This window comes from Micromonospora sp. (assembly GCF_048594385.1).
GTDB lineage: Bacteria > Actinomycetota > Actinomycetes > Mycobacteriales > Micromonosporaceae > Micromonospora > Micromonospora wenchangensis.
This window is the reverse complement of sequence record NZ_JBMDWU010000111.1, coordinates 1-24627: the sequence shown is the minus strand read 5'-3', so window position 1 is coordinate 24627 and position 24627 is coordinate 1. Positions and strand designations below refer to the sequence as shown.

The 24627-nt window shown below is 72.4% G+C and carries 17 protein-coding genes and 1 pseudogene; 3 read left to right on the top strand and 15 right to left on the bottom strand.

Going from position 1 to position 24627, the window contains the following annotated elements; genetic code table 11:
* The 3 genes from ACOJTC_RS05350 to murD form a co-directional block, all read right to left on the bottom strand.
* Positions 1-857: aldehyde dehydrogenase family protein (locus ACOJTC_RS05350; protein ID WP_420115992.1), on the bottom strand; the 857-nt coding region annotated here is incomplete at its 3' end.
* Between the two features lie 62 nt (positions 858-919).
* Positions 920-2227: an aspartate aminotransferase family protein gene (locus ACOJTC_RS05345; protein WP_420115991.1), complete on the bottom strand. Its 1308-nt coding sequence runs from the start codon at positions 2225-2227 to the stop codon at positions 920-922.
* A gap of 201 nt (positions 2228-2428) precedes the next feature.
* Complete coding sequence (murD, locus tag ACOJTC_RS05340; protein ID WP_420115990.1) at positions 2429-3778, bottom strand: UDP-N-acetylmuramoyl-L-alanine--D-glutamate ligase; 1350 nt, start codon at positions 3776-3778, stop codon at positions 2429-2431.
* 87 nt (positions 3779-3865) lie between these two features.
* Here murD and ACOJTC_RS05335 point away from each other — a divergent pair, with 87 nt between their 5' ends.
* Positions 3866-5215: a hypothetical protein gene (locus tag ACOJTC_RS05335; protein ID WP_420115989.1), complete on the top strand. Its 1350-nt coding sequence runs from the start codon at positions 3866-3868 to the stop codon at positions 5213-5215.
* A gap of 373 nt (positions 5216-5588) precedes the next feature.
* On the opposite strand, the gene ACOJTC_RS05330 is transcribed toward ACOJTC_RS05335, so the two are convergent.
* The 8 genes from ACOJTC_RS05330 to ACOJTC_RS05295 form a co-directional block, all read right to left on the bottom strand.
* Positions 5589-7271 carry a PucR family transcriptional regulator gene (locus tag ACOJTC_RS05330; protein ID WP_420115988.1) on the bottom strand — a complete coding sequence of 561 codons (1683 nt, stop codon included), beginning with the start codon at positions 7269-7271 and terminating at the stop codon, positions 5589-5591.
* Between the two features lie 118 nt (positions 7272-7389).
* Complete coding sequence (gene argG / locus ACOJTC_RS05325) at positions 7390-8841, bottom strand: argininosuccinate synthase (protein ID WP_420115987.1); 1452 nt, start codon at positions 8839-8841, stop codon at positions 7390-7392.
* 57 nt (positions 8842-8898) lie between these two features.
* On the bottom strand, positions 8899-9714 hold the full coding sequence (locus tag ACOJTC_RS05320) for a TrmH family RNA methyltransferase (protein WP_420115986.1): 816 nt from the start codon (positions 9712-9714) through the stop codon (positions 8899-8901).
* 27 nt (positions 9715-9741) lie between these two features.
* Complete coding sequence (locus ACOJTC_RS05315) at positions 9742-10140, bottom strand: hypothetical protein (protein ID WP_204926162.1); 399 nt, start codon at positions 10138-10140, stop codon at positions 9742-9744.
* Complete coding sequence (locus tag ACOJTC_RS05310; RefSeq protein ID WP_420115985.1) at positions 10137-12884, bottom strand: hypothetical protein; 2748 nt, start codon at positions 12882-12884, stop codon at positions 10137-10139. The genes ACOJTC_RS05315 and ACOJTC_RS05310 overlap by 4 nt, the downstream gene beginning before the upstream one ends.
* 58 nt (positions 12885-12942) lie before the next feature.
* Positions 12943-14496, bottom strand: a complete 1554-nt coding sequence (locus ACOJTC_RS05305; protein WP_420115984.1) for a class I SAM-dependent methyltransferase — start codon at positions 14494-14496, stop codon at positions 12943-12945.
* A gap of 9 nt (positions 14497-14505) precedes the next feature.
* Complete coding sequence (locus ACOJTC_RS05300) at positions 14506-15348, bottom strand: L-histidine N(alpha)-methyltransferase (protein WP_420115983.1); 843 nt, start codon at positions 15346-15348, stop codon at positions 14506-14508.
* A 389-nt stretch (positions 15349-15737) separates the two neighbouring features.
* Positions 15738-16739, bottom strand: a complete 1002-nt coding sequence (locus tag ACOJTC_RS05295; protein ID WP_420115982.1) for a hypothetical protein — start codon at positions 16737-16739, stop codon at positions 15738-15740.
* A 286-nt stretch (positions 16740-17025) separates the two neighbouring features.
* Between ACOJTC_RS05295 and ACOJTC_RS05290 the strand changes: the two genes are divergently transcribed.
* Positions 17026-18858 carry a thiamine pyrophosphate-requiring protein gene (locus tag ACOJTC_RS05290; protein ID WP_420115981.1) on the top strand — a complete coding sequence of 611 codons (1833 nt, stop codon included), beginning with the start codon at positions 17026-17028 and terminating at the stop codon, positions 18856-18858.
* Between the two features lie 265 nt (positions 18859-19123).
* Positions 19124-19729: a dTMP kinase gene (locus ACOJTC_RS05285; RefSeq protein WP_420115980.1), complete on the top strand. Its 606-nt coding sequence runs from the start codon at positions 19124-19126 to the stop codon at positions 19727-19729.
* A gap of 178 nt (positions 19730-19907) precedes the next feature.
* On the opposite strand, the gene ACOJTC_RS05280 is transcribed toward ACOJTC_RS05285, so the two are convergent.
* From ACOJTC_RS05280 to ACOJTC_RS05265, 4 genes and pseudogenes are all read right to left on the bottom strand, one after another.
* Positions 19908-22139 carry a transglycosylase domain-containing protein gene (locus ACOJTC_RS05280; protein ID WP_420115979.1) on the bottom strand — a complete coding sequence of 744 codons (2232 nt, stop codon included), beginning with the start codon at positions 22137-22139 and terminating at the stop codon, positions 19908-19910.
* 167 nt (positions 22140-22306) lie between these two features.
* Entirely contained in the window at positions 22307-23068 is a 762-nt protein-coding gene (locus tag ACOJTC_RS05275; protein WP_420115978.1) for a hypothetical protein, read from the bottom strand.
* 206 nt (positions 23069-23274) lie between these two features.
* Positions 23275-24381, bottom strand: coding sequence for an SPFH domain-containing protein (locus ACOJTC_RS05270; protein ID WP_420115977.1), 1107 nt, complete (start codon positions 24379-24381; stop codon positions 23275-23277).
* Positions 24382-24477: 96 nt separating this feature from the next.
* A pseudogene (locus tag ACOJTC_RS05265) lies at positions 24478-24627 on the bottom strand (SPFH domain-containing protein); the annotation flags it as partial.

The following is a 24627-nucleotide window of genomic DNA, read 5'->3' as shown; positions in this document are numbered from 1 at the left end:
GCCACCAGCGCGGAGATCGCCATGCACCGCTCGCCCGCCGAGCCGAACCCGGCGTTGACCGCCGCGTCGGCGGCCAGGTCCAGATCGGCGTCCGGGAGCACCACCAGGTGGTTCTTCGCCCCGCCGAGGGCCTGCACCCGCTTGCCGGTGAGCGTCGCGCGCCGGTGCACGTGCCGGGCGACCGGGGTGGAACCGACGAACGACACCGCCCGCACGTCGGGATGGTCCAGCAGCGCGTCGACCGCCTCGGCGTCGCCGTTGACCACGTTGAGCACCCCGGCCGGCAGGCCCGCCTCGACGAACCACTCGGCCAGCAGCAGCGCCGCACCCGGGTCCTTCTCGCTCGGCTTGAGCACCACCGCGTTGCCGCAGGCCACCGCCACCGGCACGAACCACAGCGGCACCATCACCGGGAAGTTGAACGGCGAGATCACCGCCACCACCCCCAGCGGCTGCCGCAGGCTGTACGAGTCGACCCCGGTGGAGACGTTCTCGCTGAACCGTCCGCGCAGTGCCGAGGCGATACCGCAGGCGTACTCGATCACCTCGAGGCCGCGCTGCACCTCGCCGGCGGCGTCGGCGAGCACCTTGCCGTGCTCGGCGGTGATCACCTCGGCGAGCCGGTCCCGGCGGGCGTGGACCAGCTCCCGGAAGGCGAACAGCACCGCCGTGCGGCGGGCCAGCGAGGCGTCCCGCCAGCTCCGGGCGGCCCGCCCGGCGGCCTCGACCGCCACCGCGACGTCCGCCGCGTCGGCCAGCGCCACGAGTCCGGTACGCCGACCGGTCGCCGGGTCGAACACGTCCCCGTGCCGGCCGGACGTCCCGTCGATCCGCTCACCGTCGACGAAGTGCCCGATCCGGGCACCGTCCACGGTGGGCGCGGCCTGCGGGCCGGGTGACGTCCGCCGGGTCTCCCCGTTCACCGCGCCGCCTCCGCCGCCACCGTCGACCGGATCGCCTCGACCAGGATGGCCAGCCCCTCCCGGGCCTCGGCCTCGGTCAGGGTCAACGGTGGACCCATCCGCACCACGTTGCCGTGCAGGCCGCCCTTGCCGACCAGCAGGCCGCCGGCCCGGCACGCCTCGACGACCCGGCCGGTTAGCGCCGGATCGGGCTCCGTGCCACCCGGCTGGACGAACTCCACGGCGAGCATCAGCCCGCGGCCCCGGATCTCGGCCACCCCGTCGAGGTCGGCGACCGCGGCCCGCAGGCCGTCGACGAGGATCGCGCCCACCCGGGCGGCGTTGGCCTGGAGGTCGTGGTCACGCAGGTAGTCCAGGACGGCGTTGCCGGCGGCGGTGCAGAGCGGGTTGCCGCCGAAGGTGGAGAAGCTGATCGCCGGCACCGACTCCATGATCTCGGCCCGGCCGACCACGCCGGCCAGCGCGAAGCCGTTGCCGATGCCCTTGGCGAAGGTGAGCAGGTCCGGGGTGACCCCGTGCGCCTGGTAGCCCCAGAAGTGCGCGCCGGTGCGCCCCCAACCGGTCTGCACCTCGTCGGAGATGAGCAGGATGCCGTGCTCGTCGAGCACCTTGCGCCAGCCGGCGAACAGCCCGTCGGGCGGGGCGACGAAACCGCCGACCCCCTGGACCGGCTCGGCGATCAGGCAGGCCACGTCGCCGCTGGTCTGGGTGGCGAGCACCTCGCGCAGGTCCTCCACGGCGGCGTCGATCCGGTCGTCGGCGGGCAGCCGGGCGAGCAGCCCGCGCAGCCGCTCCCCGGAGTGCAGCCAGGCCACCTGGAGCGGGTTGTGCGCGCTGGCCGTCCAGCTCCGGTTGCCGGTGATCCCCATCGTCGCGTACGACCGGCCGTGGTAGCTGTTGCGGACGGCGAGGATCTGGTGCGAGCGGCGGTAGCTGGTGGCGGCCAGCAGCGCCGCCTCGTTCGCCTCGGTGCCGGAGTTGGTGAAGAAGACCCGGGCGTCCGGGATACCGGCGACCTGGACGATCTTCTCGGCCAGCTCCACCTGCTGCCGGATCAGGTAGAGGGTGGAGGTGTGCACCAGGCCGGTCCGCAGCTGACGCTCCACCGCCTCGCGGATCTCCGGGATGTCGTAGCCGATCATGTTGGTCAGCACGCCGCCGAAGAAGTCCAGGTAGCTGCGCCCCTGGGCGTCGGTGACCCGGCGGCCGGACCCGGCGACCAGCTCGATCGGCTCGGCGTAGTAGAGCGGCATCCAGGACGGGAGCACGGCCCGGTGTCGGGCCAGCAGGTCGTCGGCGGTCATCGGCACACCCTTCCGCGGCGGGGTTCGCGTGCCTCGCACGCTGCCACCCCGGCCGGCCGCCGACAACTGCCACTGTGTCGCCCGACCGCCGCCCCCGCCTGACACGACGTCACCCGACCGGCACGGGCGGCACGGTCTGGCGGGCGGCGTGGGCAGCCGGGCGGGCGGCGCGGCCGGACGGCACCGGCGGCGCGGGCGGGCTCAGCCGGCGGCGGTGGCCCGGATCGCCTCGGCGAACACCTCGGACCGGTGCTCGAAGTTGCGGAACCGGCCGTAGCTGGGCGCCGCCGGGGACAACAGCACCACCCCGTCGGTCGGGGTCACCGCCCGCGACAACCGGACCGCGTCCGCCAGGTCGTCCACCGTTTCGGTACGCACCTTCGGCAGTCCGGCCAGCGCCGCCACGATCCGGGGACCGCTGTCCGGGATGCCGATCACGGTCAGTTCCCGCTCGGCCAGGTGGGTGGCCAGCGGGGTGTAGTCCAACCCCCGGTCGGTGCCGCCGACGATCACCGTCAACGGCCGCCCGTCGTACGCGTCGATCGCGTGCATCGCCGCGTACGGGCTGGTGGCGAGGGTGTCGTCGACGAAGGTCAGGCCGGACGGGTCGACGATCTCGGTGAGCCGGTGGGCCAGCCCGTGGAACCCGGCGACCGCCACCGCCAGGGTGTCCCTGTGGGCGACGACGTCGACCCCGAGCGCGTCGAGCACGGCGAGCGCCACACAGAGGTTGCCCGCGTTGTGCCGGCCGACCAACGGCAGCACCCCCCGGGCGAACAGCGGCCGGTCGCCGAGGTGGAACCTGTCGGTGCCGTCCGGGCCGGTGGCGACGTGCACGGAGTCGGGCAGGCCGGCGCGCACCGCCGCCCGGTCGCCCAGTTCCAGGGCGAGGCGCGGGTCGTTACCGTTGACCACCACGGTGCGCGGGCCGTACGCGATCAGGTTCAGCTTGTCGCGGTAGTACTCGGCCTCGCCGCCGTGCGCGTCCAGGTGTTCGGGGAACAGCGCGGTGACCACCGCCACCCGGGGCGAGTCGGTCAGGTCGCTGCACTGGTAGCTGGACAGCTCCAGCACGTACAGCTCGGCCTCGGGCAGGTCGAGGGTGGGCACGCCGATGTTGCCGCCCAGCACGTTGGGCCGGTCCACCGCCGCGAGCAGGTGGCTGATCAGGCTGGACGTGGTCGACTTGCCCTTGCTGCCGGTGACCCCGATCGTCCGGTCGGCATGGTCGGCCATCCACAGGGCGGTGCCCTGCGTCACGGTCGCCCCCCGCGCCCGCAACTCGACCAGCCACGGGTGGGTGTTGGGCACCCCCGGCGACCGGACCACGATCTCGGCGGCGGCCAGCCGGGCGAACCCCTCCTCCCCGGTGACCAGCGGCGCGGCCTCGGCGAGCGGGCCCTCCCAGGCCACGGTGAGGAAGTTCGCGCTGTCGTCGACGGCGACCAGGTCGGCCGGGCCGTGCGCGGCGATGGCGGTCACGGCGGCGCGGCCCTCCCGGCCGGCCCCCCAGACGGCGACGGTACGGCCGCGCAGATCGGACAGGCGCACGAACTCTCCCTCGGGTGTCGACGGTGGTGCGGTGGCCCGGTCCGGCACAGCGGACCCGGCCGGACGAACCAGGGCCTAGTATGGCGTGTGCCCAACGAGCAGCTCCGGCGGATGGACGCCTTCACCTTCCCGTCGTACGCGTTCGAGCCCGCCACCGGCGCGGCGTCGTTCGACTACCTCCTGACCGGCCCCGACGGCGAGCAGCGGTTCACCGAGGTGATCACGCTGCCGGTGCCGGCCACGCCGCCGTCGGCGCAGACGCTGGCCACCCTGGGCCGGGTCCTGGAACTGCTGCACGTGGTGGCCGGGGTCAGCTACTACAAGGCCGCCGCCCCGCCGCGCCTGGTGCTGCCGACGCCGTTGGGCGGGGCCGCCACCGCGCTGGTCACCGCCGTCTACACCAAGGGCCTCGCCGAGTACGCCTACCGCAACCAGCTCCCGCACGTGCTGGAGCTGCGTCCCGAGGTGCCGGCCGGCGAGGTCCCGCCACCCCGGGTGTACGACGACTCCGACAGGCGTCCGCTGTCGGCCGTCGGCGGGGGCAAGGACTCCATCGTCAGCCTGGAGGCGCTGCGCCGGGGCGGCTTCGACCCGGTGCCGTTCTCGGTCAACCCCAACCACGTGATCGTCGCGGTGAACGAGGCGTCCGGGTTGCCGGCGCTGGCCGCCCGCCGGCGGCTCGACCCGGTGCTGTTCGACCTGAACGCGGCCGGGGCACGCAACGGGCACATCCCGGTCACCGCGATCAACTCGCTGATCGCGGTCGCCACCGCCGTGCTGCACGGGCTCGGGCCGGTGGTGATGTCCAACGAGCGCTCCGCGTCCGACCCGAACCTGATCTGGAACGGTCACGAGATCAACCACCAGTGGTCGAAGGGGGTCGAGGCCGAGGGGCTGCTGCGGGCGGCGCTGGCCGGGCACGCGGGGCTCACCGAGCCGTACTTCTCGCTGCTGCGCCCGTTGTCGGAGCTGCACATCGCCCGGCTGTTCGCCACCATCGACCGGTACGACGCGGTGGTGACCAGCTGCAACGCCGCGTTCAAGCTGCGCGACGCCAGCGCCCGCTGGTGCCGCGACTGCCCGAAGTGCCGGTTCGTCTTCCTCGCCATGGCCCCGTTCATGCCCCGGGACCGGGTGGTCGGCATCTTCGGCGGTGACCTGCTGGCCGACGAGACGCAGATCCCCGGCTACCGGGAACTGCTCGGCGTGGACGGGCACAAGCCGTTCGAGTGCGTCGGCGAGGTGGAGGAGTCGGTGGTCGCGCTGAGCCTGCTGGCCGCCCAGGACCAGTGGCGTGACGCCCCGGTGGTCCGCGCCCTGGTCGACGCGGTCCCCGCCGCCGCCTGGTCGACGGCGGCCACCTCCGACGTCTTCACCCCCGCCGGCCCCCACCACGTCCCCGCCGCCTACGCCAAGACCCTGGACACCCTGACCTGACCCCACTCCCCCTCGCCCACCCCGCCCACCTCGCCAGGCCCCCATCACCCCGGTGATCAAGAGGTTCGCGTCACCGGGGCGGCGAATTCTGACGCATTCCTCTTGATCACGGCGAACCCGCCGGGCGGGGGGTCGGACGGTCGGACGGTGATCAAGAGGAATGCGTCGCCCGGCCAGCGAAATCTGACGCGAACCTCTTGATCGCGGTCGACGGGCAGGCCGCGCGGGCGGTGATCAAGAGGTTCGCGTCACCCCGCCGACGGAATCTGACGCATTTCTCTTGATCACCGGAGACCTGCCGGGCGGGCACGGGCCGGGCGGGCACGGGCCGGAAGGGCGGCGGGGCGGAAGGGCGGCGGGGCGGGGAGGTGCGTCAGGGGGTGCGGATGGCGTCGAGGGCCAGCAGGGCGACGTGCAGGGAGAGGCAGGCTTCGACCGAGTCGAGGTCGACGCCGAGGATCCGGCCGATCCGGGCCAGCCGTTCGTAGAAGGCCGGTCGGGACAGGTGCGCGGCGACCGCGCCGGCCGACTTGTTACGGCCCTGCTCCAGGTAGGCACGCAGGGTACCGAGCAGTTGCTCCCGGGGGTGCTGGGCGTCGTGGGCCAGCAGCGCGCCGAGTTCCCGTTCGACGAAGGTCTGCAACCGGGGCTCGTCGCGCAACAGGTGCAGCAGTCCGGCCAGCCCGACGTGCGGCAGCCGGAAGACCGGCAGGTCACGGCTGTCCCGGCGGGCGGCCTCGGCGACCTGGCGGGCCTCGACCAGCGAGCGGCGTACCTCCCGCAGGCTCGCCACCCCGGACCCGGCGGCGACGAGCACGCGCGCCGGCTGGTCGGGGTGGCGGCGGCGCAGCGCGGTGGCGAACGCGGCCAGCGCGCGGTCCTCGGCGGCGGCGTCCGGCAGGGCGAGCAGGATCCCCACCGCCTGGTCGTCGACGGGGCTGGTCAGCCCGGTCAGTTTCGCCTCCCGCAGCGCCTGGCCGACCGCCTCGGCGAGGTCACGTAGCCGGGCCGGGCCGGCCTCGGCGTCGGCCAGGCCGCCCTCGCCCGGTCCGGCGTGCTCGGCCGGGGTGTCGCGGCGGAGCCGGACCATGACGCCGATCAGGTGCCGACGCTCCAGGGGCACCCCCAGCGCCCGCGCCCGCAAGGCGATCTCGTCCACCGGCCGGGAGTGGTCGAGCAGGCCGGTGAGCAGGGTGTGGTGCAGTTGCCGTTCCAGTCCTTCGGCGTCGCGGCGGATCAGCCGGCCCAGCGCCAGGGTTGAGGCGGCCCGCTCCACCAGGATGGTCAGCCGGGTTGGCGGCGTGCCGACGGGCCGGCCGTCGCCGAGGCCCGCCCGCGCCGGCCAGCGCAGCAGCAGCCGACCCCAGTCCTGTCCGCGCGCGCCGACGGTGGTGACCAGCCAGCCGCTGTCGCTGTCGTACGCCGTGCGGCCGGCGGGGCGCAACCGTCGGGAGTGCTGCTCCCAGCCGTCCAGCAGCAGTTCGGCGTTTTCCCCGGCCGGGTCGTAGGCGAGCACCTGCCGGGACAGGTTCTCCAGCACCACCGGGCAGCCGGCCAGCGCGGCGGCCTGCCGGACCACCTCGGCGGCCCCGGCGCCCTCGACGGACAGTTCGGTGAAGCGTTGGTGGATCTCCTCGGCGGCCCGCAGCTCGTGCAGTTGGGCGTCGACGATCAGGGCGTGCACCGCCTCGGTGATCCGCACGAACGGGGTGGCCCGGCGCAGCTCGACCAGGGGCAGCCCGCGTCGGGCGGCGGCCACGGCCATCACCCGGGGCACCTCGGTCGGGTAGCGGCGGCCCAGCTCGACCACGAGTCCGGAGACGCCCACCGCGGCGAGGTCGCCGATGAAGGCACGCAGTCCGGTGTCGTCGGCGGGCAGTCCGATGCCGGTGGTGAGCACGAGTTCACCCCCGCCGAGCAGGGTGGCGATGTCGGGCACCTCCGCCACGTGCACCCAACGCACCGGACGGTCCAGGCCGGTCTCCCCGGCGACCAACCGGGGGGCGCCGTGGCGGACCGGGTCCAGCGCGAGCACCTCACGGACGGTAGGGAACACGGCGACACGCTACCCTCCGTGACCCCGAGCCCCGCCATCCACCGTGCGTCGCCGCCCCGACGACGGAGGCGGCCCCACCGGCCGGGACGGTGACCCGTCCCGGCGGGTGGCGCGACGGTCAGTCGACGCCGAACTCCATCGCGGCCCGGTCGAGGGCCTCGTCGTCGGCCGTGGCGACGCCCCGCGAGGCGATGGCCTCCGCGCCGCCCTGCGGCATCGCCCCGATCAGCCCGGTGGAGGCGGCCTGCGCCGCGCCGACCGCACGCTGCGGGGTCGCCCCGCCGACCAGGCCGAGGGTGGCGTACTGCTCCAGCTTGGCCCGCGAGTCGGCGATGTCGAGGTTACGCATGGTGAGCTGGCCGATCCGGTCGGACGGGCCGAAGGCCGAGTCCTCGGTACGCTCCATCGACAGTTTGTCCGGGTGGTAGCTGAACGCGGGGCCGGTGGTATCCAGGATCGAGTAGTCCTCGCCCCGGCGCAGCCGCAGGGTCACCTCGCCGGTGACGGCGGTGCCCACCCAGCGTTGCAGCGACTCGCGCAGCATCAGCGCCTGCGGGTCGAGCCAGCGGCCCTCGTACATCAGCCGGCCGAGGCGGCGGCCCTCGTGGTGGTAGTTGGCCAGGGTGTCCTCGTTGTGGATGGCGTTGACCAGCCGCTCGTAGGCGGCGTGCAGCAGCGCCATGCCGGGGGCCTCGTAGATGCCCCGGCTCTTGGCCTCGATGATCCGGTTCTCGATCTGGTCGGACATACCGAGGCCGTGCCGGCCGCCGATGGCGTTGGCCTCCAGCACCAGGTCGACGGGGCTGCCGAACTCCTTGCCGTTGATCGTCACCGGGCGGCCCTGGTCGAAGCCGATGGTGACGTCCTCGGTGGGGATCTCAACGGACGGGTCCCAGAACCGGACCCCCATGATCGGGCTGACCGTCTCGATGCCGGTGTCGAGGTGTTCCAGGGTCTTGGCCTCGTGGGTGGCGCCCCAGATGTTGGCGTCGGTGGAGTACGCCTTCTCGGTGCTGTCCCGGTAGGGCAGGCCGCGTTCCAGCAGCCACTCCGACATCTCCTTGCGGCCGCCGAGTTCGGTGACGAAGTCGGTGTCCAGCCACGGCTTGTAGATCCGCAGCTGCGGGTTGGCCAGCAGGCCGTAGCGGTAGAACCGCTCGATGTCGTTGCCCTTGAAGGTCGAGCCGTCGCCCCAGATCTGCACGTCGTCGGAGATCATCGCCCGGACGAGCAGGGTCCCGGTCACCGCCCGGCCCAGCGGGGTGGTGTTGAAGTAGGCCCGGCCGCCGGAGCGGATGTGGAAGGCGCCGCAGGTCAGCGCGGCCAGCCCCTCCTCGACCAGGGCGGCGCGGCAGTCGACCAGGCGGGCGACCTCGGCGCCGTAGCTGAGCGCACGTCCGGGCACCGAGTCGATGTCGGGCTCGTCGTACTGGCCGATGTCGGCGGTGTAGGCGCACGGGACGGCGCCCTTGTCGCGCATCCACGCGACCGCGACCGAGGTGTCGAGGCCGCCGGAGAAGGCGATGCCGACACGTTCGCCGATGGGCAGGGAGGTGAGAACCTTGGACACAAGGAAGATTATGCACCTGCCCGCATTCTCATGCAAATGAGTCGGGGGTCGTGGCGGCTACCCGTCGACCGGGTCGTCCCGGCCCAACTCCCAGAACGCCACCGCCGCCGCCGCGGCCACGTTCAACGAGTCCACGCCACGCCGCATCGGGATCACCACCCGCACGTCGCTGGCCGCCTGCGCCGCCCCGGTCAGGCCGGGACCCTCCGCCCCCAGCAGCAGCGCCGCCCGCGCCCGCTGCGCCGGGGCCAACCGCTGCACCGGTACGGCGTCCGCCGCCGGCGTCATCGCGAGCACGGTGAACCCCGCCGCGCGTACCTCGTCCAGGCCGACCGGCCAGCGCTCCAGCTTCGCGTACGGCACCGCGAACACCTCTCCCATGCTGACCCGCACGCTGCGCCGGTAGAGCGGATCGGCGCAGGACGGCGAGAGCAGCACCGCGTCGATGCCGAGCGCGGCGGCCCCCCGGAAGATCGCCCCGAGGTTGGTGTGGTTGTTGATGTCCTCCAGGATCACCACCCGACGGGCGGCGGCCAGCACCTCGGCGGCGGTGGGCAGGGGTTTGCGGTGGAACGAGGCGAGCACACCCCGGTGGACGTGGAAGCCGGTCGCCTTCTCCAGCACGTCGGGGGTGGCCGCGTAGACCGGGGCGTCCCCGGTGTCCAGGTCGGCGAGCTGGTCGACCCGCTTGGCGTCGACCAGGTACGACCGGGCCGGATAGCCGGCCCGCAACGCCCGGCGCAGCACCAGCTCCCCCTCCGCGATGAACAACCCGTGCGGGGGCTCCCAACGGGTACGCAGCTCGACGTCGGTCAACGCCCGGTAGTCGGCGATCCGGGCGTCGTCGGGGTCGGTGATCTCGTGAACGGGCACCGCCCGATTCTGCCCGTCCCCACGGACTCAGTTCACGAGCACCCCGAGGAGGTGCTCCCACCGGATCAACCCCGGCAGCAGCAGCACGGCGCCCAGGAACGCCAGAAGGGTCAGGCAGAGCGGCAGTCGGGCACGACGTAGCGCTCGGCGCAGGTACTCCTGACGGATCTCCTGTTTCTCGGCCTCGCTGAAGTCGCGGTCGATGTAGAGGTCAGCCTCCCGCTCGGCCGCCTGGAGCAGGTGCGCCGCCCAGGTCAGGAAGCCGGCGGCGACCATCCAGAGCGTGCTGTCCAGGGCCAGTTTGCCGGTGGACACCGTGGAGGCCGGCGGGCCGGTGGAGACCGAGGTGAGCATGTTGATGCCCGCACCCGCGAAGAGGCCGGCCAGGAAGTTCAGCGTGGACGGCGCGGGCAGGACCGTGGTCACCGGTCACCGTCCGGTTCGTCGTCCGGGTCGTCGCCGGTGGTGTCGAACGGCCACGGCGGGTCCCAGGCCGCACCGCAGACTTCCCGGCCCAGCTTGTTGATCTGCCGCAACACGTCACGGTCGACGTCGGGGTGCAGCTGACGCTGCAGGGCGGCGATCTGGGCCCGGAGATCCTGGTAGTGCTCGATGACCCGCACCACCGCCCGGGTGCGGACCGTGCCGTCCCGCTTGGCGATCTTCTCCCGGATGGTCATGCGGATCTGTTCGACGCCTTGCTGCCATTCGGCGAGTTGCTGTGTGGTCAGGGTGCCGCCCCGGCGGTGGCCGTTGGGCTCCCCGGTGGAACTCGGTACCGGTTCGACCGGCGTCTGCGGCCAGCCGTCGTTGAACACGTCACCGTAGAGTTTCAGGCTCTCCATCTGCACCACTTGCCAGAGGGTGTCGGCGAGTTGGGAGGCGACGAAAGGCAGCCGCAGCCGCTCCTCGGGCCCGCCCGGCAGGCGCCGCGTACCACGAAGTTCCTGCTTCATCCGGGAGAACAGGGTCTTGAGGTGTTCGTGGGTGCCGGTGGTGCTCTCCGTGCAGAGCAGGGTCGCCTCCAGCACCTGGGCCAGGTCGATCTCCCGGCCGGGAATCGTCCACTCCGCCTCCCGGCCGATCAACCAGGCGTAGGCGGTCTCGATCGACGGGTTCCGGGCCACCCCGGCCCGGGTCAGCGCCGACAGACACATCGCCGTGGTGGCCTCGGCCCGGTTCCAGGTGCCGGTGCCACTGCGCCACCAGCCGCCCAGCGGCCCGCCCTCGTCGACTCCGCGCAGCAGCCACTGGCACGCCTTGTGAACCACCGGGGTATCCAGTCGCAGACCGGCCTGGCATAGCCCGAGCACCACCCGGGCGGTCACCCACGGCACCCGGGCCGGATAGAAGTTCCCGTCGTCCTCCGCGGCCTGCTCGGCCATCTCCACGAGCCGGGTGATCCGCTGTTCGTCGTGGGCCTCCGGGGGTGCCGAGCCCTCGAAACCGAGCAGCAGCCCGAGCACCCAGTTGCGGTACATCAGGTCGGTGTCCAGGTCTTCGGCGGTCAGACCGGCCAGGTGCGGTGCCGGCCCGAGCAGGGCGTCCTCCTCGGCCATCGCCGCCTTGATCTCGACGAAGTCCTGGTGGTCCTCGGTGTTGGCGCCGGCCGGCACCGGAAGGTCCTGGTCGGGATCGTCGTAGCGCCACGTGTCGCGGACCACCTCGGCGATCTGTCGCCACGAGTCGACGTGGTTGAGCTGGGCCAGGGCGCTGGCGGCGAAGACGGCCGCACCGAGATTGCCGCCCCAGGTGCGGTCGTTGGCGGTCTGCCGTCGTAGCCACTTGCCGAGCTGGCCCAGATGGTCCCAGGTGGTGAGCAGATAGAGTTCGTCACGACGGGCCTCGCCCGGTGAGACCAGCCGGTCGAGCCGACTCAGCATCGCCTTCATCATGCGCTCGCCCCCACGCTGCAGGTGCAACCAGACGATCTGCTCCGGCCGCTTCCACAGCCGGTCGGCGTCCCAGTGGTGGCGGGCGTGGTTCATCACCAGTTTCGCCCGGCGGCGGGGCCCCACCTGGTAGGCACCGTCCACCTGGTGGATGAGATCGAGGCCCCGCAGTCGCTGTGGCACGGTGCCGAACTGAGCGGCCTCGCGGGTCGACAGCGGGAGTTCGAGCACACCGAGGCAGGAGAGCACGTAGAGCATCCGCCGCTCGCCCGGAGCGTCGACCTGCCTGGTGTAGTGCTCCTGCAGGTCCGCCTCTGTCGGCACCCGGCCGTCCCGCCCGTACAGGTCGATCGCGGTGAGGGCGATGTGCGCGTCCTCCTCCGCCAGGAGCCGGATCGCGCGCTGGTCGGCCTCGCCGATACCGCTGTCGGCGAGGAGCTGCCGGACCAGGTCACGCCCCTCAGCCTGCACCTGGTGCAGGTCCCGGGTCGGGTCACTGCCGCGCAGGAGGGCCCCGGCCGACTTCCAGCTGGTGGCCAACACCTGCACCGTGAGACCGAACTCCCCGCGCAACCGGGCGCGGACGGCGAAGACCTCGTCGAGGATCAGCAGGTTGGCGTGCAGGTTCTCCAGCACGAGCAGATGGTGCCGGCGCTGGTTGGCCGGGTGCCGCAGCAGCGCGCCGAGGATGGACTCCGGGCCGTCGGCCGGGTCGGTCAGGTTGAGCCAGACCATCCCGCCTCCGGCACCAAGCCAACGATCGGCGACGATCGCAGCGAGGGCCGACTTGCCGGAACCAGGGTCGCCGATGACCACCACGTCGTTGCCCACGTCCAGATGCCCCTCCACCCTCGCGGAGGCGGGCGTGCTGCGGTACATGCGCTCGTAGTAGGCCCGGGTCTCCGGCCCCGGTGCGTGCGCCTGCCCCACCCGCTGGGGCCGCCAGCCACGCTCCAGCGTTCCCCTGGCCAGCAGGCCGGCGGCGAGCAGGTCCAGCGGGGTGGTGTCCCGGTGGTCGACCGCCGCGCGGATCACCTCCGGGGTCAGCCGGACGTAGACGTCTCCACCGACGGCCTGCACCTCGATCACGAGTTCGTCCGTCCGGTCGCGGAACTGGATCGACGGCTTCCGGAAACTCAGTGCCGCCTCCCGGCCGGCAAGTAGTTCGTCACGCTGCCTGATCAGATCGGACCGTGCCGCCAGCAGCACGTCGTACGCACCGGCCTCGGGTGCCAGCGCCTCAACCGCCTCCCACCGCGCGTACACACCATCGGACAATGACGCCTCACCCCTTTCGGCGCCGCACCCTGCGAGTCTCCTCAACAGGACTCCGATGTTAGCCGCTGGTAACCGTCCTGTCGCTCGATGAGTCGGCAGTCAGTCTGATGTATTCCGTGCCGACCAGTTCGCCGCCGACCCGCCCGACGTCGCAGGTGGACAGTCGGAAACCGCTGCGCCGGAAGGCTTCCTGCACCTCCGCCGCGTCACCGAGGTCGTTGCTGGTCATCTGGGCGGCGTAGCGTCGGGCGGCTCGGGACAGCTCCTCCAGCTCCACCGGTAGCAGCGTGCGCCAGCCGGCCGCCCGCTCCCGGAACCGCAGCTCGAAGTCGTCGACCAGGTTGGTCATCCGCGGCTGGCCGCCCTGTTGCGGCTCCTCCTCCGTCGCCTCGCCGTCCTCGTCGAGCGGCTCCGGACCCCGGCGCGGCCACTCGTTCTCCGGATGCAACCGGACCGTGGTGATCACCCGTCCGCCCGGTCGCAACAGCCGGGACCAGCTCTGGAGCACGGTGTCCACCGCCCGCCGGTCGAAGCGGGTCAGGAACGCGTCCGTCACCACCAGGTCGAAGCCGTCGTCGGCGAGCTCGTCGACCTGGTCGGGGCGGGTGATGTCCCGGCGGTGAACGGTCACCTCCGCACCCACCTGGGCGGCGTACCAGCGGCAGGCGAGCAGCGGGGTCTCGCAGAGGTCGAGGGCGTGCACATCCAGGTCGTCGGGCAGCCTGCCGGTCATTGCGCGGGCCGCGTCCAGCACGAACGCCAGCATGGTGTAGTCGGCCGCGCCACTGATCAGGATCCGCCGGGCACCGCCCCGCACCGCCTCGACCAGCTGGGTGGCGTAGAAGGTGGCGTGCCAGTTGGGGCTGCTCACCATGTCGAACAGGCGCAGGTACTGCCAGGCGCTGTGGTACCAGACGCAGCTCTTACGGTCGAAGTGCGAGGCGGTGCACGACATCGGCGCCATGGCGTAGAGCATGCTGGCCGACCGGAGGATCCAGCGGGTGAGCTCCGGACCGGCCGGATACTGTCGGGCGACGGCGGTGGGGGCGCATCGTCGCCCCATCAGCTCCTCCCACAGCCGGCGGGCCCGGTCGACCTCCTCGGAGTTCCCGGTGACCACCCAGGAGGCGAGGCCGTCGGTGCCGGTCTCCTGCCGTACCACCACGCTCCGGTCGATCAGCCACATGTCGTTCATCGGCACGGTGGCCATCTCACCGGCGAGGGAGATCGGGACGCTGAACGCCTGCAGCTTGTGGTGCCGGTCCTCGACGATCTGGCGGTCGACCTCGTCGGTGTCCACCCCGCCGGTCGGCACCAGATACAGCCGCTGCACGACGCAACGGGCGGCGAGCTGACGCCAGACGGCGCGCGAGAACGGCGCCTGCGAAGACTGACCGGCCGCGGCGAACGGGACGATCTGGCAGAGTTCGGTGTCGACTCCCGCCGCGATGCCCTGGATCAGCTCGTCGCCGGCCGCGGCCGGCAACCGCACCTGATGCGGGTCGGTGCCCTCGTAGGAGGCCCGGTAGAACAGGCTCGCCCGCCGTGCCCGTTCGATCAGATCGGCCGGCGATCTGCGGCCCGGCCCCTCGTCCTGACCACCCATCGGCATACCCACTCCCTATCCTCGAGTCGCGGTGACGACCAGATGGACGCCTCCGGGTTCCGTGACGACGTCGCGGACGTGCCAACCCGCCTGGGCGACGGCACCTGTGACGTCCGAGCAGCTGAATCGACGTGACTGGAAGCAGTGGATCCGGTGCCCGGCGGGCAGGCACGCGCCGTCGACGACGACCTCCCGCTCCAGCACCGCCGCACCGGTCACCACGCCATCGTGGAAGGAGAGGTCGAACTCCAGGTCGGCCTCGGCGATGCCGGCGGCCAGTAGCGGCTCCAGCGCCGCCGCCCGGAACTCCGGGCCGCGGTACGGGGCCAGCGTCGTGGCCGCCCCCTCGTCGCACCGGAGCAGGACGCTGACCAGGAGCACGTCACCCGGGCGCAGCCCGGCATGGATGTTGCCCAGCGCGGCGGCCGGTGAGTCGACGTTGCCGAGGGTGTGCCCGAGCAGGCAGCTCACCACGGGACCGTCCGCGGGACGCCAGCGCTCGACCTGGTCGGACGAGCCGCACTCGATGTCCCACAGCCGCGCGTCGACGGTCATCGCCGCTCCGGCGGAGTGGGTGAGCCGGGCACAGGCCAGCGAGAGCAGCGTGGCGCTGAAGTCCAGCGCGAGGTAGCGCCGGCAGGGGCGACCGCCGTCGGCCAGCCGGGCGAGGAAGGCACCACTGCGGCGGCCGTTGCCCGGACCGATCTCGGCGATCGTGGTCGCCGTCGGGTCGAGGATGCCGGAGCCCAGCAACGCCTCCGCCTCCTGCCGGGCCGAGACGAGCATCGCCAGGTAGTCGTCGGACCGGGCGTACGCGTCGTGGGTGTAGGCGGCACTGCCGGCGTAGGCGTATTTCAACGCTATCCGACCCGCCCGGATCGCCTCGATCGCCGTCCGACGGTGTCGATCGTTTTCAAAGAAAGGGGATTGTCGGGTGTCCGACAATCGACCGGACCGATGCAATGGCGGCGAGGAATCGAGCATCGCGAGGTCGCCGTCGAACCGGACCGGATCGAATGCATCTGCCACAACACCCTCCGACTGTGCCAGATTTCATCGCGAGCCTCAGAGTAGAACAGTCGCGCATCCCTTTCCATGCCCGCACGGCAGGTCGTTGCGCGATCTGCAATTCGATCAATACCGGGGACCAGCTATATCAGGAATTAGTTCCAGACAGCAGACCCATTAGTACCTGCCAATGTAGCCGAACGGAGGAGTGACCGGTGCGGCATCGGCCGATGGCGCGCTCACCCCCGGGTGTCGAATCGGGCCCTCAACTGCCGGATCGCGGCGCGGGCCGCGGTGAGGAAGGTCTGCGGGGTGAACTCGTGCCGCTGCCAGTCCCCCTGGAGGCCGCCGATGTCGCCCACCCCCGTCTCCACCAACAACACGATGTACTTGTTGAAGGCGAGCGCCGCACCCTTCTCCTCGATCAGCCAGGCGCTGGTGGTGTAGTTGTCGGCCGGTTCCGCCAGCCGCTGGTGACGGGTCATCACCGACAGGAACGCCTCGCACTCGCGGATGCGGTTGAGCACCGCCTTGCCGACGTAACCCTCGGCCGCCCGGCCGGTGACCACCTGGAACCCGTTGTCCTCGAGGAGACCACGTAGCCCCTCGACGTACCCCTGTTCCTCGACGAAACGGTAGGAGAGGAAGACCGTGTTGGGCACCGGCGCCGGCTGCACCAGCGCCGGCTCGACCGGCACCCGGTCCAGGATCCGGGCGGTGTCGACGGACTCGGCGAGCTGCCGCAGGGAGGGGTCCTGGTTGGCCTCGGCGATGCCGTACACCTCGTCGAGCAGCCTGGTCGCGTTGCGCTGCCCCTCGGCCAGCAACCGGTGCGCCTGGCACCGGGTCAGCACCGTCCGGGTCTCGGCCGGCAGCATCTCGTCCGGTACGCGTTTGTCGAGCACGAACAGTTCCCGGAAACGGGCCCGATCGCCCTGGTAGAAGACGCTCGCCGGTCGTTCCGTCTCGGCCACGTCGACATGCAGCACGAAGGCCACCAGCGGATCCCGGCCCCGGATCCGGGCGACGAAGTCGCTTGTCGCACCGAGCCCCAGGTTGAGGGGATCCACGACCACCACCTCGTAGCCGCCGCCCGCCATCCGCTGGGCCGCGTCGTCGAGATCTTCGGCGACCAGCACCCGGTCCACCATCGGGCTGGCGGCCAGTTCGCGATAGAGCCGACCCGCCGCCGCCTGGTCGTTGTCGCAGAGCAGCACGGTGAGCGGAGGTAATTCATTCACGGCAGGAACTCCGAAATATCAGTGATCGACAACGACGAGGTCACCAATATTGGCATGCGGAAAAACTGTTGGCCTCACCAGGTGCGGCCGACCGCGACGACCGATCGGCGGGGGGCCGTGACCGGAAAGGCGACGCCACCACCATTGGCGGAAATCAGCTCCGTTAGACGGCCGGTCCGCCGCCCGCCCGGACAGGTGGCACGAATGCTCGGGTTTGCGGTTCGAAAGCGCGGGAAGGAAGCGGGAAGGGGGGCGGGAAGCGGACGCGACCGGAGGGACCACCACGATGAGCGCAGCGGGCACCACCGACGGCCGGTTGCCGAGAAACGCCACGGTCGCCGATCACATCGTGGCCCGGCTCGCCGAGTGGGGGGTGCACCGCTACTTCGGCTACCCGGGTGACGGCATCAACGGGATGACCTCCGCCCTGCAACGGGCCGGCGACCGGATGGAGTTCGTCCAGGTACGCCACGAGGAGACCGCCGGCTTCGCCGCCAGCGCCCACGTCAAGTACGGCGGCGGCCCGCTCGGCTGCGCCCTGGCGACCAGCGGCCCCGGCGCGATCCACCTGCTCAACGGCCTCTACGACGCCAAGCTCGACCACCAGCCGGTGGTGGCCCTGGTCGGCAACACCGCGCTCACCGCCGAGGGCGGCGGCTACTACCAGGAGGTCGACCTGCTCGCCCTCTACAAGGACGTGGCCGGGGACTTCCTGGCCCAGCTCGACGACCCGTCCCAGGTGCGGCACCTGGTGGACCGGGCCTGCCGTACCGCGCTGTCCCGCCGGACGGTGACCGCGCTGGTGCTCCCGCTGGACGTGCAGGACGAGCCGGCGGTGCCGGACCCCCCGCACGCGCACGGCTATTACCACACCAGCGCGGCCCCCAGCAGCATGCCGACCGTGCCACCGGAGGCGGAACTGCGCCGCGCCGCCGAGGTGCTGCGCGGGGGCGAGAAGGTGGCGATGCTGGTCGGGCAGGGCGCGCTCGGCGCCGAGGCGGAGGTACGGCTGATCGCCGACCGGCTGGGTGCCGGGGTGGCCACCGCCCTGCTCGGCTTCACCGCCGTCGACCACCGCGAGCCGTGGGTGACCGGGGCGATCGGGTTGCTCGGCACCCGGCCGAGCTGGCAGCTCATGCAGGAGTGCGACCGGCTGCTGATCGTCGGTAGCAACATGCCGTACTCGGAGTTCTATCCGCCGCAGGGGCAGGCCCGTGCGGTGCAGATCGACCTGGACGGCACCCGGATGGGGCTGCGTTACCCGACGGAGGTCAACCTGACCGGCGACGCCGGCCCGACCCTGCGGGCGCTGCTGCGGGAGCTGGGCGACGGGCCCGCGCCGACGGCCTGGCGGGCGACGATCGCCGACGCCACCTCGGGTTGGCGGCAGGCCCAGGCGGAACTGGCCGGGCAGCCCGCGCACCCGGTGAACCCGCAACTGCTGTTCCACACCCTCAACGACGTGCTGCCCGACGACGCGATGATCGCGGTGGACTGCGGCACCGCCACCGCCTGGTACGCCCGCCACCTCCAGGTCCGCCCCGGCATGCTGGCCAGCCTCTCCGGCACCCTGCTGTCTATGGGTGGGGCCATGCCGTACGCCCTGGCGGCGAAGTTCGCCCACCCGGACCGTCCGGTGGTGGCGTTGATCGGCGACGGGGCGATGCAGATGAACGGGGTCAACGAGTTGATCACCGTGGCGAAGAACTGGCGGCAGTGGGCCGACCCGCGTTTCGTGGTGCTGGTGCTCAACAACCGGGATCTGGCGTTCGTCAGCTGGGAACAGCGTTCCACCGAGGGCACCCCGCGTTATCCGGCCAGCCAGGATCTGCCGGACGTCGCGTACCACAGGTGGGCCGAGGTGTTGGGCCTCGACGGCGTGCTGGTCGACTCCCCCGACCAGGTCGACGGCCTGTGGCGACGGGTGCTGACCGCCGACCGCCCGGTGGTGGTGAACGCGGTGGTCGACCCGGCGGAGCTGATGCTGCCCCCGCACTTCACCCTCGACCAGGCCCGCAAGACGGCGGCGGCCCTGCTGCGCGGCGACACCGACCGGGCCGGCATCGTCCGCCGGGGTATCCCCGCCACCCTGGCCACCTACCGTCCCCGCCGCCGCTGACCCGCTCCCGCCGCTGATCCACCCCCGCCGCTGACCCGCCACCGGGGCCGGGGCCGCTCGCCATCATCGCCCCACCAGCGGGGTCGGCGCGGGACCGACACCGCTGGTGTGGCGATGATGGGTCGATCATGGGCCGGGCCCGCCGCCCTGTCGATCGTCACGCACCCGGTCGGGTCGGGCGATCATGGGACGCGGTGTCGATCATGGCTCGTCCGGCCCGGCGGTGGGCCCCGAGTTGTTGCCCGGGAGGGCTAGCGTGCCCGGGGTGCGACGATCGACGATGGTGGCGCTGGTGGGCGTGGACGGGTCCGGCAAGTCGACCCAGGCCAGGGCGCTGGCCCGGCGGCTGACCTCGGCGGGCGTGCCGGCGGTCTACCTGGAGAACGCCGGCGGCCGGCCACTGTGGAACCGGCTGGCGCAGGCGGTGGGCCGCCGCGACGGCGTGCACCTGTTCGGCCGGCGCTGCTATCCGCTGCTGGAGGCGACGGTGCGCTGGCTGGCGCTGGCCCGCGCGGTGGCGGTCACCCGGCTGACCGGGCGGGTCGGGGTGATGGACCGCTGGACCTGGTGCCAGTACGTGATCATGCGGGCCCGGGGTGACCGGGGCGTCCGCCTGGTCCGCGCCGCGTACGCCGTCTTCCCGAAGCCCGACCTGGTCTGCTTCCTGACGGTCACCCCGGAGCTGGCCCGGCAGCGGGTGCTGACCCGGGGCATCGACACCGAGGAGTTGGCGCACCTGACCGCGCTGGACGCCGGCTACCGGGCGCTGGCCGGGTTCGCCGACTTCACCGTGATCGACGGCGACGCCGACCCGACGACGGTGGCCGCCGCCCTGGACCGGGCGGTCACCCCCGTCACCACCCGGCGGTAGACAGGCCCGCCCGGCGTTAACGCGGAACAGCGCAGGCCCGCCCGGCGGTGGCCCGGAACAGCGGTATCCGGCGGGAGGGACACCGCTGTTCCGGCGACATCGCGGGTGGGCTCTCCGAGCGGAGCGGCACAGGCTCGATCATGCAGCCCGGGTCGGGCCGGAGCCGGGCGACAGCGGGTCAGCCCCGGCGGTTCTGCAGCCAGCGGAGCAGGTCCAGGGGGAGGTTCTGGTCCTCCCGCTCCGGGGCCCGGGGGGTCGGGCGGGGCGCGGGACGCTGCGGGTTGCCCGCGAGTTCCCGGCTGGGGGCGGTGAAGTCCCGTACCGGCAGGCCGTCGACCGCGGTACGGATGGTCCGGGCCACCGCGGTGATCACCTCACCCTGCACGGCCGCGCCGACCGCGTCGCTCGGGTCGTCGGGGTTGGCGGCGATGCCCGCGACCGCCACCTGCGGGGTGAACCCGACGAAGGTCTCGGTGGCGTTCTGCTCCGAGCTGCCGGTCTTGCCGGCCACCGGGCGGCCCACGATCCCGTCCACCCCACCGGCGGTGCTGCCGTTGCACTGCCCGTACGCCGACTGCTGCCCGACCGGGCAGCGGGCCGCGTCGGTGGCCGCCCGCGCCACGTCCGCCGACAGCACCTGCCGGCAGGCCGGCTGACCGACCGGCACGGTCGAACCGTCCGGGCCGGTCACCGACACCACAGGCGTCGGCGCGCAGTACGTCCCCTCGGCGGCTACCGTCGCGTAGGCGTTGGCCAGGTCGAGCGGGGTGGTCGCGGACACCCCGAGGGTGAACGCCCCCCAGTTGTCGGCGTCGTGCGCGGCGAGGTCGGCGTCGGTCCGGGCCCGGAAGGTGATCCCGAGACGCTGCGCCATCTCCACCACCTTGGCCGGGCCGACCTGCTCCTCCAGCCAGACGAAGTAGGTGTTCACCGAGCGGCCGAAGCCGTCCCACATCATCCGGTAGCCGTCCATCCGCGCCGGGTTGGCGTTCGCCGGGCACCACCTGCCGCCGCAGGAGGCCTCCCCCTCGGCGGGGAACCGGGTGGTCAGCCGGCTCGGCGAGTCGAACCCGGTGGACAGGGTACGACCGTTCTCCAGCGCGGCCAGCATGGTGAACAGCTTGAACGTCGAGCCGGCCTGGTAGCCGGTGATGCTGCCACCGCCGGAGACCAGCGGATTGACGGTCTGCCCGTCGCCCACCCCGTACTCCCGGTTGACGGCCAGGGCGAGCACCCGGCCGGTGCCGGGCTCGACGGCGGCGATCGGCAGCGCGCGGGCGTCGTCGGCGGGATAGACCTTGCGGGCCTCGGCGGCGGCGGTGGCCTGGACGTCCGGGTCGAGGGAGGTGACCACCCGGTAGCCGCCCCGGCGCAGCGCCTGCTCCCGCTCCTGCGCGGTCGCCCCGAAGGCGGGCTGCTCCAGCCACCAGCGGCGCAGGTAGTCGCAGAAGAAGCCCGCGTCGGCGGTCACCGTGGCGGTGCAGCCGTTGGGCTGGGCGGTGGGGTGCAGGGTCAGTTTCTCGGCGCGGGCCGCGTCGGCCTGGGCGGTGGTGATCGCGCCGGTGGCGATCATCGAGTCGAGCACGTACCCGCGCCGCTTCAGGGCCGCGTCCCGGTCCCCGTCGATCGGGCTGTACTCGTCGGGCGACTGGACCAGGCCGGCGAGCAGCGCCGACTCGGCGAGCGTCAGGTCGGCCGGTGCCTTGCCGAAGTAGCGCTGGCTGGCGGCGGCGACCCCGTACGCGCCGGAGCCGAAGTAGGCGATGTTGAGGTAGCGGTTGAGGATCTCGTCCTTGCTGAGCGTCTTCTCCAGCTCGGTCGCGTACCGGATCTCCTGGAGCTTGCGCCCGACGGTCTGCTCGGTGGCCGCCTCCCGCTCCTCGGCGGTCCGGCTGGGGTCGCTCTTGAGCACGTTGCGCACGTACTGCATGGTCAGCGTGGAGCCGCCCTGGGCGGTGCCGCCGCCGGTGACGTTGGCGACCAGGGCCCGCGCCATGCCGCGCAGGTCGGCCCCGCCGTGGGAGTAGAAGCGGCGGTCCTCGGCGGCGACGATCGCCTGCCGCAGCGTCGGGGCGATCTCGGCCAGCGGCACGTCGGTGCGGTTGACGTCGTAGAACGTGGTGAGCAGCGTCCTACCGTCGTTGGCGTAGAGGTAGGAGCGCTGCGGGGTGGCCGGGGTGCGCAGCGCCGCCGGCAGGTCGTCGAACGCCCCGAGCACCGCCCTGGTGGCGAGTCCCGCGAGCAGGTTGCCCGGCAGCGCGGCGACCGCGAGGACCAGGCCGGCCAGCAGGCCGGCGAGCAGCACGGTGAGCAGCCGCGTCAGCGGCGTCCGGGGTGAGGACATGCGGGTAAGCATTGCCACCGCGCGGACCAGCAGCCCACTCCGGCACCCGATTGTCAGGTAACTCACCGTCACCTGCCAGCGACCTCCCCGTCCGGATGCCCTGTCGTCCCCGTCCGTCCGGTCCATCCCGTCTCTCCCCCGGCTCGGTGATCAAGAGGTTTGGGCGCGTCCCGTCCGGATTCCTGACCGAAAGCTCTTGATCACCGGGGCAGGAGGGTGGTGGGGAGGGAGGGTCAGGGGGTGGTGACGCTGGCGGTGGCGGCGTCGCGGGCGACGGTGGCCGGGACGAGCCGGCCGGAGCGGTAGCCGATGCCGATGCCGGCGACCAGCACGAAGATCGCCCCGAAGGTCTGCAACGGGCCGAACAGCGCGCCGCCGAGGCCGAGCAGGGGTGCGGCGATCATCAGCATCGCCCCGTCGCCGATCGCGAACGCCCCGGACCGGGCCACCGCCCAGCCGATGAGCAGCCAACCCACGGTGTAACCGGTGGCGCCGAGCAGCACCAGCGTCCGGGCGGTGGTGCCGAAGACGGGGGTCGACGCGGCCAGGCCGGCGAAGGGCAGCATCAGCACCGTACCGCCGATGCTGGTCAGCAACCCGGCCACCGCGCCCCGCCGGCTGCGGGTGGCCGCGAGCAGGCCGGTGAGCGCGAGCAGGGCGAGCAGACCCAGCCAGATCGCCGCCACCCAGCCGAGCAGGTAGAGCGGCTGACCGTCGGCCGGGTAGGGGTCGTTGCCGACCCCGCCGTCGCTGGCCATCGCCACCGTGCCGGTCAGCACCGCGTAGGCGGGCAGCAGCCAGACCGCGGCGCGGGCGAGCCGGCGCAGCGACCAGGCCCAACTGGCGTCGGTGGCCGGCGCGGCCGGTCCGGGATCGCCGACGAAGGGCAGCACTCCGAAGCCGCCGCCGGTGCGCCGGGTGCCCAGCGGCCCGGCCGGGTCGTGTGCGCCAGGAACGGGGGTACGGGAGAACAGCCGCTGCGCCGGGTCCTTCATGCCTCACCTCGTCCGCTCCGCCGGGCGACGCCGGCTGCCTGCACGGGCGGGCCACCGGGCCGACCCGTCTGCGGCGACGGGTGACACGGAACGCGTCGACGCCCCGGGCCTGACCACCACCCGTCCCTCAGGACCGATCGTGGCAGGCGCCGGGGCGTCTGATGAGCGTTTCTCACATTTGCCGCCCGGGGTGGGCGGCGGCGGGGTCAGGCCCGTTCGCGCTGGTCGGCCGGGTCGTTGACCAGGCTGGCCGGGGAGACCGGCTCGGGCGCCGGCAGCCCCTTCGGCACGTTCCCGCCGGTGGCCTGCGCCTCGGCGACGCGGACCTCGTCGTGGATCTGCTGGGCGGCGCTCGCCGCCGCCTCGGCGGCCTCGGCGGCCTCCCGCTCGACCTCGCTGGCGGTGCGCTTCGCCTCGGGAGCCGGCTCGTCGCCGACCATCCTGCTCAGCCCGCCCAGCGCGCCGCCCATGCCCTCCAGCGCCTTGGTCAGCTCGGCCGGGACGATCCAGACCTTGTTGGCCGTGCCGTTGGCGATCTGCGGCAGCGCCTGGAGGTACTGGTAGGCCAGCACCTTCTGGCTCGGGTTCGCGGTGTGGATCGCGTCGAAGACCGTCCGGATCGCCTTCGCCTGACCCTCGGCCTGCAGGATGCGGGCCTGCCGGTCACCGTCGGCGCGCAGCACCGCCGCCTGCTTCTCACCCTCGGCGGTGAGGATCTGCGACTGCTTGTGCCCCTCGGCGTTGAGGATGGCGGCCCGGCGGTCCCGCTCGGCGCGCATCTGCTTCTCCATCGAGTCGCGGATGCTCGGCGGCGGCTCGATCGCCTTGATCTCCACCCGGGTGACCTTGATGCCCCACCGGCCGGTGGTCTCGTCGAGCACACCGGAGAGGTGCCGGTTGATCTCCTCCCGGCTGGTCAGCGCGCGCTCCAGGTCGAGCGAACCGATCACGTTACGCAGCGTCGTGACGGTCAACTGCTCGATCGCCTGGATGAAGTTGGCGATCTCGTAGGTCGCCCGGACCGAGTCGACCACCTTGTAGTAGAGGACGGTGTCGATCGACACCACCAGGTTGTCGGAGGTGATCACCGGCTGCGGCGGGAAACTGACCACCTGCTCCCGCATGTCGACCTTGGTACGCACCGCGTCGACGAACGGGACCAGCAGGTTCAGGCCCGGGTTCAGGGTGCTCTTGTACTTGCCGAGCCGCTCCACCACGTCCTGACGCTGCTGCGGCACGATCCGCACCGCCTTCGCCAGCGTCACCACTATGATCAACGCTACGGCCACCACCAGGCCCGCGATGACGGCCATCCCGTCACCTAGTCGCTTCCGGCAGCTCGCCGGTGGAGGAAATGTCGTCCTGCCACACCAGGGCGGTGGCGCCCGGGACCTTTATCACCTGCACCCGCGCACCGGGTCGACGACCTTGAAGTAGAGCACCGTGTCGATCGAGACGACCTGGTTGTCCGAGGTGATCACCGGTTGCGGCGGGAACGAGACCACCTGCTCACGCATGTCGACCTTGGCGCGGACCGCGTCGACGACCGGCACCAGCAG

Excerpts from the sequence above, each read along its gene's own strand:
- ACOJTC_RS05345 (WP_420115991.1), bottom strand. The coding sequence starts at position 2,227 with ATGACCGCCGACGACCTGCTGGCCCGACACCGGGCCGTGCTCCCGTCC.
- ACOJTC_RS05305 (WP_420115984.1), bottom strand. The coding sequence starts at position 14,496 with ATGCCGATGGGTGGTCAGGACGAGGGGCCGGGCCGCAGATCGCCGGCC.
- ACOJTC_RS05290 (WP_420115981.1), top strand. The coding sequence starts at position 17,026 with ATGAGCGCAGCGGGCACCACCGACGGCCGGTTGCCGAGAAACGCCACG.
- ACOJTC_RS05275 (WP_420115978.1), bottom strand. The coding sequence starts at position 23,068 with ATGAAGGACCCGGCGCAGCGGCTGTTCTCCCGTACCCCCGTTCCTGGC.
- ACOJTC_RS05270 (WP_420115977.1), bottom strand. The coding sequence starts at position 24,381 with ATGGCCGTCATCGCGGGCCTGGTGGTGGCCGTAGCGTTGATCATAGTG.